Source organism: Planotetraspora phitsanulokensis, from assembly GCF_016863295.1.
In the GTDB taxonomy this organism is placed as follows: domain Bacteria; phylum Actinomycetota; class Actinomycetes; order Streptosporangiales; family Streptosporangiaceae; genus Planotetraspora; species Planotetraspora phitsanulokensis.
In genome coordinates, this window is record NZ_BOOP01000022.1 from 44,070 (window position 1) to 56,638 (window position 12,569).

Sequence of the window (12,569 nt, forward strand, 5' to 3'; positions counted from 1 at the left end):
TAAACAGGAGGTGCCGTGATGGCCCATCGACTGTCTGCCCTGATCCGCAGACCCACCGGCCGGACGCGCCCGATGCGTGATCCGGTGACCTTCAACGAGGCCACCGGCGAGGTCTGCGATGCCACCTGCCGTAGCGACGCCCGGCTTGATCGGGCTCGCACTTCTGCCCTCGCGGCCCGCCTCGGCCGCCTTTGACCTGGCCCCCGTCAGCCCCTCTCACCGTGAGGAGAAACGCCATGTCCCGTGTTCAGCTCGCTCTCCGGGTCGCCGACCTGGAAGGCTCCGTCGCGTTCTACTCCAAGCTGTTCGGCGTCGAACCGGCCAAGCGCCGGCCCGGTTACGCCAACTTCGCCATCACCGAGCCCCCACTGAAGCTCGTACTCCTCGAAGGCGAGGGCGACGAGCCAACCCGGATGGATCACCTCGGCGTCGAGGTCGAAGACACCGACCAGGTCACCGCCGCGACCGAACGGCTCAAGCAGGCCGGGCTGGCGACCTTCGAAGAGAACGACACCACCTGCTGTTACGCCGTACAGGACAAGGTGTGGGTAACCGGCCCCGGCAGCGAACCGTGGGAGGTCTACGTGGTCAAGGCCGACGCCGACAGCCTGTCCAAGGAAACCGGCTCCGTCTGCTGCGCCCCGTCCGACACCACCGACCAGGCGCCCGCGGCCGCGTCGTCCTGCTGCTGAGGGCGTACCGTCCGGCGATCACCAGTTATCCGAGGGTGATCGCCGGACATCGCGGCTGCTAGTTCTCGATTCCCTCGACGAACCACCTATCGGCGTTGTACCGGCTCCACCACCGCGAAGCGTAGGCAGCGGCGGAGTGACTCCCCCTCCTCCACGGATCCATGGGAATCACGCTTTGATCTCCGCCTGCCTGAGCCCACTGGCCATCAGGAACACGACAGCGGGTAGAACGATGGTCGGCACCACGATGGAGATCGTCTGGATGGCCGCCTCAGCGGCACTCAAGTGGTCGAGGTGGGAGCTGTGAAACAGCGTGTGCGGTACGGCGAACACGAACAGCGCGGCCGTGCTGGTACGGACCAACGCCGGAGTCAACCTGATCGCGGCCACCACGAAGACCACGGTCATCCCGAGGTTCATGAAGCCGTAGTCCCGTACCAAGTGTTCGTTGTACGGCGGCAGCATCGCCACCCAGCCCGTGTCCACGAAGGGCAGGGGGCCGTCCTGGTAGAAGGACACTGGCGCGAATCCGGCCCACACACCGAGGGTGGCGGTCAACACGGCGAGCACAACGACGAGTGCCCTTGTCCACGTCCTCATCGCTGCCCGCAATCCGAAGGGGTCCGGTTGTCCGAGCGGGCCGCGGGGTAGCCGGCGAGGGTGATCCGACCGTCGGCGTGGCCGGGTGCCTGGTGGTAACCGGCCCGGAAGACACCGAAAGCCACTACCGGATCAAATTGGCCGCAGACCGGATCGTGGAGCAGTCGGGTGTTCCGTACACGATCCAGCGCGCCGAGCCACCCAGTGCCGCCGGTCGCGAGAAAAGTATTGGTCATGCCCTCCCAGACGGGGGAGCCATCCAGAATGTGACAGTGGCTCACGCCTCACCCGCGTCCGGACCTGGTCAAAGCAGCACGGTGGCGACTCGACGCCGTAGATGATTGACACCTTCCGGAACGTCAGCTCCTCCGGCGGAGTAACTGACAACCCCACGCCCGCACATCAACCCTCACAGGAGGCGCCGGCGCATCACCGCGAGAGCCCGCTGATGCCCCTGGCCAGGGGGGCGCGCCAGCCGTACCGCATGGCGAGAATACGGAACGTGAATGCGAGCACGGCCGAAGACAAGGTGGCGACGAACCCCCGGACGCCCAGCGTGTACAGCACGGCCATAGCCGTCGAGCCGAGCATCGCCGGCACGGCATAAAGCTGGCGGTCGTAAAGCAGGGTCGGCATCTCGCCGGACAGGACGTCGCGGATGACGCCGCCTCCGACCGCTGTGCAGACCCCGAGGAGTACGGCGTGCAACGGCGCGAGGCCGTAGTACAACGCCTTGGTGGTCCCGACCGCGCAGAACAGGCCGAGGCCCGCCGCGTCGAAGACCAGCACCCCAGGCATCGCCCGCTCGACCTGCGGATGCCAGAAGAAGGCGATCACGGTGGCCACGACCGGCACGAGGAGATATCCCGCATCCCGGAACGCGGCGGGCTGCACGCCGATGAACAGGTCACGCATTACGCCGCCGCCGACGGCGGTGAAGAACGCGAGCACCGCCATGCCGACCACGTCGAACCGTTTGCGCACGCCCTGCAGCGCTCCAGAGAGGGCGAAAACGAAGATTCCGGCGAGGTCGAGCACGGACGTCACAGCCCTGAAGTCTCCCATGTAGCGGTCATGCCGCCGCATGCTGGGCCCCGACGCGGGAGGCTGCCGTCTCGTTCGACCCACAGCCAGGCCGCTGGTCGTACGACATCCCCGAGCAAGGTCTGCCCGCTTTCTCCGGGCCCGTCCTCCCCGTAACTGAGCGAAGAAGAGACAACACCGGCGACGCTAGAGCAGCTTGGCGATCAACTGGATTCGTGGCCGTGTCTGTGACTGACAGCCCCGTCGCCAACGGTTGATTGCTGACAGGAAGCACTGCGTGGAACAGTATGCGGCGTGTCGACTCCGCTGCCTGTTATGCGCAGAATCGCCCGTGGTTTCGCATTGATCCTGCTTGGGTGGACCGGCCCCGGAGCGCTGCTCTTAATTTCCGGGTCCCGCATCCCGAACAGCTACTGGTACGGATTCATGGTTCTCGACGGGCTCATGGCAGTGATCATTCTGGTGGAGATGTATGTCCGCTTCCGGCAGCAGCGGTGACGAACCCACCTGAACCGGTGTGGCTCGATGGGGCCCAACATTTCGTCGCTGATCACAGTGTCGTGTGCCCTGGTTGGGCCCTCCCGGTCTGACAATGCTGGATCTCGGTGTTTCGTGGCACGATCTGTGCCGACTACCTCAGATGGCCCGTATGGGCAGGGCTCGCGAAGAATTTTCGACCTCTCGTGTAATCCGGTGACGCGTTCTCCGACTTCTTGGCGTATCTGCCCCGAGAAGAGAGGAGGTGGCGTGGACGAGCAAGAGGTCCGATTCACCCGTCTCTACGAGACCTATTACCGCAACGTCTTCGGCTACCTCGTGCTGCAGGTCGCGCCCCATGCCGCCGAAGACGCCACCAACGAGGTGTTCACCACTGCGTGGCGGAAGATCGACGAGGTTCCCGAGCGAGCGCTTCCCTGGCTGCTGGGCGTGGCCAGGAATCTCGTCCGCCAGTCGTACGGCGCAGCCGGCCAGGCGCGCCGCCTGGCCAACCGGCTGGCTGACCTGACAACTGACGCCGACCGGCACAGCTGGGATGCCGCCGACCACGTCGTGGCCCGCGATCATGCGCTGGCCGCCCTCCGCACTTTGTCCTCCAAAGAGGCGGAGGCTGTCACCCTGACCGCCTGGCACGGGCTCGAGCCCGCCGATGCGGCCCGCGTCGCCGGCTGCTCTCGCGCCGCCTTCCTCGTCCGGCTGCATCGCGGACGCCGTCGGCTGGCCATGGCACTAGACGCTTCCCACGAACTCGGCATGGAGACGCTCGAACGCGCTCCTCGCCCTCGAGCCATCCCGGAGAAGCCGTGAAGAACGACGAACTCAACAGCGTGATCGATGCCCTGAAGCCTGTGATGGTCGATGAACTCGCCGATGCTGCCTACGAACGACGTCCCGACATAGGGCTGGTCCGTGCGCGTGCCGGCACATCTTCCCCACATTCGAGCCAGGTGCGGGAGTATCGGCCGGCCCGGCGGCTGGCCTTCGCCGCCGGAGCGACTGCGGTGGTGACAGCGGCGGTGGTGATGGCCGTGGGAGTGCTGTTTGGAGGCAACCCGGGCACCCGCGACGACAGCGCCGCCCGGAATGGCACTGTTCGAGGCAGCGAGGCGATCGATAGCCGCGCGTTCCTGCTGGCCAGCGCGGAGACAGCCGCCAGGCAACCCGCCACCCACGGGACCTGCTGGTACACCCGGACACGAGTGTGGGTGGACTTCATGCCCTTCAAGCCCGGCCCAGGCGTCCCGACGCCCGCGGACAAGCGCTTCCGTTGGACGTTTCAGGCCCGGACTGCGAGCAGTATCGAGGAATGGCAATGCACTCTGCCGGGAGGGACCGGCATGCGGTTCCGTGCGCATGGCCCGCTGGACATCGAGCTCACCTTCCCCACCAAGAAGGACAAGGCCGCCTGGCGAGCGGCGGGCTCGCGGCCACTCGGCGTCAACGGCGGCACGACGGCTTCCAAGCCGATCACGACCACGTATGACAGGGACTCGCATCTGGTGAACCCCCAAATCGGCAGCCACGAGATCGAGTGGAAGACGATACCGAAGTTGCCTGCGACCAGGAACGGTCTCGAGGCGTACCTGCGGAAGCTGTGGCAGGAGGACGTCAAGAACCGTGTCGGCGGATGCGCCGCCTCCACTGATTTCGGCGAGTACGTCTACTTCAGCGCTTGGGGCCTGTTCATGGCTCCGACCACCCCCGGCACCCGGGCGGCGCTCTACCAAATCCTCGCGGACAGCCCGTCCGTCAAAGTCACCGGACAGATCACAGACCGACAGGGCAGGACCGGCATGGCCATCAGCGCCTACTGCGCCACGGACGGCACTACGTCGCGGCTGGTGGTCGACCCGGCTACAGCCCAAATCCTCGACAAGGAGGTACTGCCCGGCGGCCCCCCCGGCACCCCGGCGGAGCACAGCACCGGCGACTACGTCTCCCTCGAACGCCAAGGCTGGGTGAACAGGATCGGCGCCGTGCCCAAGGACTAGCAGAGAACGCGCTCGCCGCACATTCGGGTGCGAGCCTCGCCGCCCTCAAGGCATGCATGGGCCACGACAGCGACCGGGCCGCGATGATCTACCAGCCCGCCACGCGCGACGCCGACCGGAAGCTCGCCGATGCGTTGAGCGCCCAGGTGGAGGCCGAGAAGAAGGGCAAGATCCCAGCGCCAGTCACGAGGTAGAGGGCTCCTCACCCTGCTCAGTAGGCAGTTGACGGCCGGTGAAGGATGGCAATGTGCGGCGGCGTTGCTGTATCCCGGCTGCTGTATGCAGCCCATGGCGGCTATGGGAACGTGTTCGGAGCCATCATTCCCAGGGACAGCATGAAGATCTTGTTTTCCACCTCAACCGGCGAGATCGACTTGTCTGCCGATCGTGCCACCCTCAGGTACCTCGCCGACCTGTTGACCCGTGGCTCGGGCTCGATGGCCGCCGAGATCACTCCCGACACCATGGCCGGCCAAACCGTGCTCACATACGTACGTGTCCACACGGTGGATGGTCAATCAGTCCTTGTTGCCGCCGCCCCTGAGAGCCGATCCCTGTCCATTGCCGGCGCCCGCGGCACTCTCAAGCTCTTCGCTGACAACATCCTGGCCATAGCAGAAAGCAATGATGGCGGCCATCTCCACATCGAGTTCTACCCCGACCATGCTTACCTCACAGAGGGCTCAGCACCCTTGGTCGTCAACAGCCCTCACGGTGGAATGCCCGAGCACGGTTCAACCGCTGAAGACGACCAGAGGAGCCCATCCATGATCACGCTGGACGACATCCGCGGCTACGCGATGGCCCTGCCGGACGTCGAGGAAAAGACGCACTTCCGGCTACCCGGCTTCCGCGTCGCGGACAAGCTCCTCGCTCACCTGGAGAAGGGCGACGCGCACGCGATCGTGTGCGTCGGCCAGGCCCAGGCCAAGACGGCGGCCACGGATGAGCCGGATGTCTACGAGGAGGTGTGGCGGAACGGCCGGATCTTCGTCGGCCTCCGCGTCGACCTGGCCAAGGTCACCGAGAAGCGCATGCAGGAGCTGATCGAGCACGCCTGGCGCAACCGGGCGCCGAAACGCCTGGTCGCCGAATACGACAACCACTGAGGGGAGACTACTGACCTAGCGGGCTGGATTATCACCTGGAGTCGTAGTCGTTGCTGTATTTCGCTGCTGTATGAGATCAAAAAGGCCACTTCCCAATCATGGGAGGTGGCCTTTGACATGCGGTGGAGCCTAGGAGATTCGAACTCCTGACATCCTGCTTGCAAATCGGTCTGCCCTTCAGGGGAAACGGGCGCGACCTGGGCGCGAGGCAGCCCGCGAGTGACCGGGAGTGCCCGCTGGTTACCGCCCTTAATGGCACGGCGGTGCGGAAGATACCTCGCCTATTGAGCAGCCTGAGCTGCGCCAATGGCCTATGGCCGGGGCGGCTCAGCGGCCCTTCTTCTTCACCGATGCCTTGACGATCCGGGCACGGACCTGCGGACGGGTGACGCTCCAGGCGACGCCGAGCAGCAGCAACCCCTGCACGGCCTGCTCCACACGGGCCCACATCGGGTACGGGCCGGGCAGCAGGACCAGGGCGGCGATGCCGATCGGACCGACCACCGACACCCACAGCATGCGCAACCACGCCGAGCGGGCGCCGTCACGCATCCTGGCCGCCCAGCGCAGCGACATCAGCGCCAGCAACAGCACCCCGGCCGCCCGGATCCACACCACCGGGTCGAGACCGTCGCGGAACAGGAACGCCAGACCGAGAAAGGCCACACTGAGACCGACGTTGGCCCGGAGCAGCGTGAAGGTCCACCGCGTCGGGGCATCAATGACAAGCGGGACAGGGCTGACGAAGACGTCGGCCCCGGCGGGACCAGCGGTGACGGAGGCGGGAACGGCAGCGGGAGCGGTCTGCTGAGCGGTCATCGTCCTGAACCTTTCGCGGTGTGTTGCGGTGATGTGGACGACGCTACGGATCAGGCATCGGCTGCCGGTATCCCGTTAGCCACCGTCCCGGGTGGGGCTGGACCCACTTGATCGCGGGGCCCAGGTGGGTACGGTCGCCTCCGCGCGGGACGGCACACTTGGGGCTGTGGTGAACATCTGGGCCCCGGCCCGCGCGCACGGCGTGGCACTGATCCGCGGTCTGCTGCTCGCGGGTCTGAAGCCGGTGGCGGCCCTGGTAGCCCTGCTCCCGGTTCTCGTCGTCGCCGACGGCTACGCCGGCGTGGTGTCCCTGACGCTGCTGATGATGTTCGTCCTCGGCCGCCGGCTCGCCGGGCTGAGCCGTAGGCTGGCCGGTCGTTGGGGCGGCATCGAGATCCCGGGCCCTTACCTGCTCCGCCCGGCCCTCCAGCAGGTCGAGCACGGGTGGTACTGGACCGGCTACGACTACCACCACTCGCGCTGGGTGGCCAAGGCCTCGCTCTACACGAACTGGTTCTTCCGCGACCCCGCGACCTGGCGCGACCTGCTCTGGCTGCTGGTCGATCCGGTGGTCGGCGGCGTGTTCGCGCTGGCGCCCGCCGCGCTGGTCACGTACGGGCTGGCGAGCGCGGTGCTGCCGTGGCTCCCATCGGAGGGCGTCACCCTGCCGGAGCTGGCGAGATACGGCGTCATCCACGGCGGCTCCACCACCACGGCTCTGCTCGCCACGCTGGTCGGGGCGGCCACCGTGCTCTTAGGGGTCGCCGTGGCGCCCTCGGCCGTGCGCGCGCACGCGCGCTGGACCCACGCTCTGCTGGCCCCCACCAGACAGGCGTGGCTCGCCCGCCGCGTCGAGCGCCTCACCGAGACCCGTACCGACGCGATCAACGCGCAGGCCGCCGAGCTGCGCCGGATCGAGCGCGACCTGCACGACGGCGCCCAGGCCAGGCTGGTGGCGATCGGCATGACGCTCGGCGCGGCCGAACAGTTGCTGCGCACCGACCCCGCAGCCGTCGCCCCGCTCCTCGTGGAGGCCCGCGAGAGTTCGGCCGCCGCGCTGCGTGAGCTGCGTGACCTGGTGCACGGCATCTACCCGCCGGTGCTGGCCGAACGCGGCCTCGGCGACGCGCTGCGCCTGATGGCCCTGGAGAACCCGCTGGACGTAACCGTGCAGGCGGATCTGTCCGGCAGACCGGAGCCGCCGCTCGAGTCCGCCGCCTACTTCGCGGTGTCCGAGGCGCTCACCAACGCGGTCCGGCACGCCTCCGCTCGTCACGCGCAGGTGGAGATACGGCACGACGGCAAGTTGCTGCGCATCGTCGTGCGCGACGACGGCCAGGGCGGCGCCGACCCCTCGCGCGGCTCGGGCCTGCGGGGGCTGCAGCGCAGGCTCAGCGTCTTCGACGGTAACGTGATCGTGGACAGCCCCCGTGGCGGTCCCACCGAACTGACGATGGAGATCCCGTGCGCGTTGTCCTCGCCGAGGACCTCTACCTCCTGAGAGACGGGCTGTCCCGGCTCCTGCAGGCCCACGGCCTCGAGGTCGTCGCGGCCGTGGAGAGCGGCCCCGAGCTCACCGACGCCCTGGCCGAGCACCGCCCCGACGTGGCCGTGGTTGACGTGCGGCTGCCGCCCACCTTCACCGATGAGGGACTGCGAGTCGCGCTGGAAGCCCGCCGGGAGATGCCCGGCCTGCCGGTGCTGGTGCTCTCGCAGTACGTCCAGCAGCTCTACGCCCGCGAACTGCTCGCCGACGGCACGGGCGGGGTCGGCTACCTGCTCAAAGACCGTGTCTTCAACGCCGAGCAGTTCGTCGACGCGGTGCGGCGTGTCGCCGCCGGGGGCACCGCCATGGACCCCGAGGTGATCTCGCAACTGCTGGCCGGCACGGGGCGCGAGAGCACACTGAGCCGCCTGAACCCGCGCGAGCTCGACGTGCTGGCCCTGATGGCCGAGGGCTATTCCAATGCCACCATCGCCCAACAACTCTTCCTCAGCGAAGGCTCGGTGAGCAAGTACACCACCACGATCTTCGCCAAGCTCGACCTCGCTTCCTCAAACGACACCAACCGACGGGTGCTGGCCGTCCTCGCCTACCTCAACGGCATCGGACCCGGCGATGTGCGCATCACCTCCGACTGAGGTGGCTACCGGTCCGGAGCGGGATCGAGGCAATGGTGATGCACATCTCGGCCGCTGCCCCATCCCGAACGATGCGGCACCCACGGCCAGCGAAACAGCCGGACCGTTTGTGCCTTGGCTCTACGGCTCCACCGCACCTGAAAGCGGCAGGAAGTCCGAATGAAGATCAAAGCCCAGGTCAGTGGATACAACCCTGACCTGGGCTTTCGAATGTGTGGAGTGCTCCTCGAATTAACCCGAGGCCCGGCGCGTCATCAGACGAACCAGGCCTGCGGGGACGGGCGGCCTCACTTGGTGAAGGTGAAGTACTTCCAGGAGCTGTACGTGGTCGCGTTCACGGTGTCCCCGGAGGAGGCGTTGATGTAGCCCGACCGAATGCGCATCAAGTAGCCGACCTGATGCGTGCCGGTCAGTTGCACCACCGACTTGCCCTTGGAGCTGAGCGTGAAGTACTGGGATCCCGACGACCGCCAGGCGCCCTTGTAGTACACCTGCAGCTGCAGCCTCTGCGAGCGGCCGGGATAGGCCGTCATCGTGGTCGTGAAGAGCGGGTTGGTCTTCTTCCGGAAGTAGTACCTGACCTGCCCGCGGACCGTGGCCTTACTGTAGTAGCGGCTGAGGCTCAGCGACACCTTGACCTTCGTACCCACCGAGCTCTTCGCCGCCTTCGAGGCGGTCCGAGAGTCACCGGAGTAACTCGCGGACACGACGGTGTCGCGCGCAAGCGTCAGGGTGACCGACAGATTGCCCTTGCTGTCGACCCTGCCGGTCTTGACGAGGTACTTGGCCTTGTTGTCGCCCGCGGTGTCCGCGTAGAGCGACAGCGTCCGGTTCTTGTACGTCTTGCCGAGGTGGGCGGTGAACTTCACCTTGCTGCCGTACGCGTAGACGCCGCCGTTCCTGTTCACCGTCAGGCTGGTGGCGTCCCGGGAGACGTCGACGGTGTCGGAGGCGGAGATGGCCGAGTGGGTGGCGTCGCCCGCGTACCTGACGGTGTACTTCACCTTTCCGCCGGCCAGCGGGATGTCGGTGAAGCTGTAGACGCCGCCCGCCCGCACGGTGACGGAAGGCAGCGCCTTGCCGTTCGGCGACTCAAGGTCGGTGCGGGTGACCTGAAGCGGGACACCGTTCGGCAGCGGCACGGTCGACGACAGCTTGCCCGTCACGGTGAGCGACTTTGCGCGAGAGGCCTTCGCAGGGGCGTTCACCGTCAGGATCGGGACGTTCGTGGTCGGCTGGGTGAGCGCCTGAAGGCTGTAGCCGCCGCTCGTCCCCACGAGGGCGAAGAGGCGTGAGGAGTCCGGGGCCCACGTCAGGGCGGACGTGGCGAGGGTGTAGGTGCGGACCGGCTGGGGGGCGTTGGGCCGGTAGACCGCCACCTCCCCGCCTCTTATCTGGGCGACGAGCCCGTTCGCGGCGATGTCGGCGCGCTGGCCGGAGGGGTAGGATCCGGCGGCGGTGAACTTCCCGGCTGCAAAGGCGTTCCGCTGTGTGCCATTGACCAGCACCTGCGAGACGCCGGGCACCAGGTCGATATCGGAGATTCCGTCGTTCAGTGTGTAGTCGCCCTGGTGCCAGGCGACCAGTTGCGGGGTTGCGCCGGAGACGTCGACGACGGCCATCGAATCCGTGGTCAGACCGGTCTCGCCGATGGCCAGTAGCCCCGGAGCGGATGGGTCGGTGTCAAGGAGCGCCGGGCCCCAGACGCCCTGGAACTGGCTGAGCGTCACCGGGTCGGTCCCGCTCGCCGGGTCCACCGCGCCCAGGTTGCCGTCCCACTGGTCGCCGTACGTGAACCAGACCTTGCCGCCGGCGACGGCGACGTAGCGCGGGCCCCTGTTTGTGGCGACGGCGTAGCGGCGCTTGACGTTGAGCGTGGCAGCATCGAGGGCCACGATCTCGTGGCTGCCCTCCGCGGCCGCGTACAGGGTGGCGCCGTCGTCGGACAGCGCCAAACCGGAGACCCCGCTGACGCCGCTCACCGTGTCGACGAGGGCGCCGCTGTAGTCGGCGGCGAGGACCTTCCCGCCCGAGCGGTCGCCGACGAACACCCGCTTCAGGGCGCCGTCCGCGACGATGCCGCCGGGCGAGGCGACGAGGGAGGAGGCCGAGGCGGACCCGGCCCCCGCGACGCTCAGGACCGTCGAGCCGAGGAGGACCGCGAGCACTGTCGCGGTCGGAATGCTGCGCGTGTGCACAGTGTCTGTTACCCCCACGAGGAAACCCGGTGGCTGACCGGGAGCTGAGAGCACCGCGCGATGCCCGGACGTGACCTCCGACAAGCGGTGAGGCGCCGGGGCGCGGTTGGTATTGGGGAGCGTATGGCATGGAAGTAACAAATGATGATCAAAGGGGCAGGAGTAGTCGCGGCACCTGATGCGTATTTACGGTTCTAGATGGCGAAGTGGGATCCCCCACGATTGGTGCTGAGGAAATGCGCCTGCGGCGTACCGATATGGGTGTCCCTACGCTCTCCGAGTTCGATAAGTCACGGATTAACCGGCAGCCGGTCCGGCCGGGGGAAATCCGCTCGACAGGCAAGCCACAGTGCACTGTGATAGCCCAGCCGCCCGCCACACGGCGCGGGCCGATCGCAGGAGTTGCTCTTGGCAACCGTGAGAACCGCGGACACCCGCCCCACGATCAATGCCGCACTGGTCAGGAGGCTGGTCGATACGCAGTTCCCACAGTGGGCCGCGTTGCCTCTGGAGCTGCTCGATCCGGCGGGCTCGGACCATGTGATCTATCGGCTGGGCGAGCAACTGTCCGTCCGGCTGCCCCGCCACGCCGGCGCCATCGGACAGGCCGAGAAGGAACTTGAGTGGCTGCCCCGGCTTGCCCCGCGACTGCCCCTGGCCATCCCGGTACCGGTGTGAGTGGGTGAGCCCGACTTCGGCTATCCGTGGCGGTGGGCGGTGTCCCGCTGGCTGGAGGGCGAGGTGGCGACTGTCGAGGCACTGGCCGACTCGTCCGCGGCCGCCGTTCAACTGGCGGAATTCCTAGCCGCCCTTCAGCAGTTCAGGTCCGAGGACGTTCGGGGCATGGAGGCCCGCGAGGGCCTCGCCGACCAGCCGTTGGCGGGCCGGGATCGCGCGACGCGGGCCGCCATCGCACAGGCCGACGGCGTGTTCGACACCACCGCCATGACCGAACTGTGGAACGCGGCCGTGAGCGCCCCCGGATGGGATCGCCCTCCGGTCTGGTTCCACGGCGACTTCCACACGGGCAATCTGCTGACCGTCGACGGCCGTCTCAGCGCGGTCATCGACTTCGGCGGGCTTGGCATCGGCGATCCGGCCTGTGATCTGACCATCGCTTTCACCCTGATGTCGGCCGACAGCCGGGCCACCTTTCGCGCCACGCTCGATGTAGACGACGCCACCTGGACCCGGGGTCGCGGCTGGGCCCTTGCCACCGGCCTGAACGCCTACACCGCCTATGCCGCCGTCAACCCGAGGGTCGCCGCGCAGACCACCCGTCAGATCACCGAGGCCCTCATCGGCTAGATGAGACTTCGGTGGAAAGCGGAGCCGCAGCAGACAAAGATCGTAGGAGCGGTGTCCGAAGTGACACTGGACGCAGCCGGCCTTTCCCACACCCTTCACGTTCTCGAGGGAATCGCCGCAGAAGGAAAGAGATTGGGTCGAACAGCAAGACAAACGCACGGGCAACCT

Annotated in this window: 14 protein-coding genes; 10 read left to right on the top strand and 4 right to left on the bottom strand. The window is 67.2% G+C overall.

Translation table 11 applies throughout. From position 1 onward, the window contains the following. Positions 1-236: 236 nt before the first annotated feature. Entirely contained in the window at positions 237-692 is a 456-nt protein-coding gene (locus Pph01_RS23965) for an ArsI/CadI family heavy metal resistance metalloenzyme (protein ID WP_204075408.1), read from the top strand. Positions 693-860: 168 nt separating this feature from the next. On the opposite strand, the gene Pph01_RS23970 is transcribed toward Pph01_RS23965, so the two are convergent. Further along, positions 861-1,292 (bottom strand): hypothetical protein, encoded by a 432-nt coding sequence (locus Pph01_RS23970; protein WP_204075409.1) that lies wholly within the window; start codon positions 1,290-1,292, stop codon positions 861-863. A gap of 429 nt (positions 1,293-1,721) precedes the next feature. Continuing rightward, positions 1,722-2,357: a trimeric intracellular cation channel family protein gene (locus Pph01_RS23975; RefSeq protein ID WP_204075410.1), complete on the bottom strand. Its 636-nt coding sequence runs from the start codon at positions 2,355-2,357 to the stop codon at positions 1,722-1,724. A 294-nt stretch (positions 2,358-2,651) separates the two neighbouring features. On the opposite strand from Pph01_RS23975, the gene Pph01_RS23980 reads away from it, so the two are divergent. The 5 genes from Pph01_RS23980 (at position 2,652) to Pph01_RS24000 (ending at position 5,934) form a co-directional block, all read left to right on the top strand. Beyond that, entirely contained in the window at positions 2,652-2,834 is a 183-nt protein-coding gene (locus Pph01_RS23980) for a hypothetical protein (RefSeq protein WP_204075411.1), read from the top strand. Positions 2,835-3,083: 249 nt separating this feature from the next. After that, positions 3,084-3,641 carry an RNA polymerase sigma factor gene (locus Pph01_RS23985; protein WP_204075412.1) on the top strand — a complete coding sequence of 186 codons (558 nt, stop codon included), beginning with the start codon at positions 3,084-3,086 and terminating at the stop codon, positions 3,639-3,641. Continuing rightward, positions 3,638-4,825, top strand: coding sequence for a CU044_5270 family protein (locus Pph01_RS23990; RefSeq protein WP_204075413.1), 1,188 nt, complete (start codon positions 3,638-3,640; stop codon positions 4,823-4,825). The genes Pph01_RS23985 and Pph01_RS23990 overlap by 4 nt, the downstream gene beginning before the upstream one ends. Positions 4,826-4,881: 56 nt before the next feature. Continuing rightward, positions 4,882-5,019, top strand: coding sequence for a hypothetical protein (locus Pph01_RS23995; protein WP_204075414.1), 138 nt, complete (start codon positions 4,882-4,884; stop codon positions 5,017-5,019). 51 nt (positions 5,020-5,070) lie between these two features. Beyond that, on the top strand, positions 5,071-5,934 hold the full coding sequence (locus tag Pph01_RS24000; protein WP_204075415.1) for an Imm32 family immunity protein: 864 nt from the start codon (positions 5,071-5,073) through the stop codon (positions 5,932-5,934). A 327-nt stretch (positions 5,935-6,261) separates the two neighbouring features. Here the strand turns inward: Pph01_RS24000 and Pph01_RS24005 are convergent, their stop codons facing one another. Further along, positions 6,262-6,753, bottom strand: coding sequence for a hypothetical protein (locus Pph01_RS24005; RefSeq protein ID WP_204075416.1), 492 nt, complete (start codon positions 6,751-6,753; stop codon positions 6,262-6,264). Between the two features lie 166 nt (positions 6,754-6,919). Here Pph01_RS24005 and Pph01_RS24010 point away from each other — a divergent pair, with 166 nt between their 5' ends. After that, positions 6,920-8,254, top strand: a complete 1,335-nt coding sequence (locus Pph01_RS24010; RefSeq protein ID WP_204075417.1) for a sensor histidine kinase — start codon at positions 6,920-6,922, stop codon at positions 8,252-8,254. Further along, complete coding sequence (locus Pph01_RS24015; protein WP_204075418.1) at positions 8,218-8,895, top strand: response regulator transcription factor; 678 nt, start codon at positions 8,218-8,220, stop codon at positions 8,893-8,895. Before Pph01_RS24010 ends, Pph01_RS24015 begins: the two co-directional genes overlap by 37 nt. A gap of 287 nt (positions 8,896-9,182) precedes the next feature. On the opposite strand, the gene Pph01_RS24020 is transcribed toward Pph01_RS24015, so the two are convergent. Beyond that, positions 9,183-11,093 (bottom strand): YncE family protein, encoded by a 1,911-nt coding sequence (locus Pph01_RS24020; RefSeq protein WP_204075419.1) that lies wholly within the window; start codon positions 11,091-11,093, stop codon positions 9,183-9,185. Positions 11,094-11,501: 408 nt separating this feature from the next. On the opposite strand from Pph01_RS24020, the gene Pph01_RS42900 reads away from it, so the two are divergent. Further along, a complete protein-coding gene (locus tag Pph01_RS42900; RefSeq protein ID WP_239116962.1) occupies positions 11,502-11,771 on the top strand; it encodes a protein kinase family protein in 270 nt (89 codons plus the stop codon). Beyond that, the gene (locus Pph01_RS24025; RefSeq protein ID WP_239116963.1) at positions 11,772-12,401 is read left to right on the top strand and encodes an aminoglycoside phosphotransferase family protein; all 630 of its coding nucleotides are present in this window, start codon (positions 11,772-11,774) and stop codon (positions 12,399-12,401) included. The last annotated feature ends 168 nt before the right edge of the window (positions 12,402-12,569 follow it).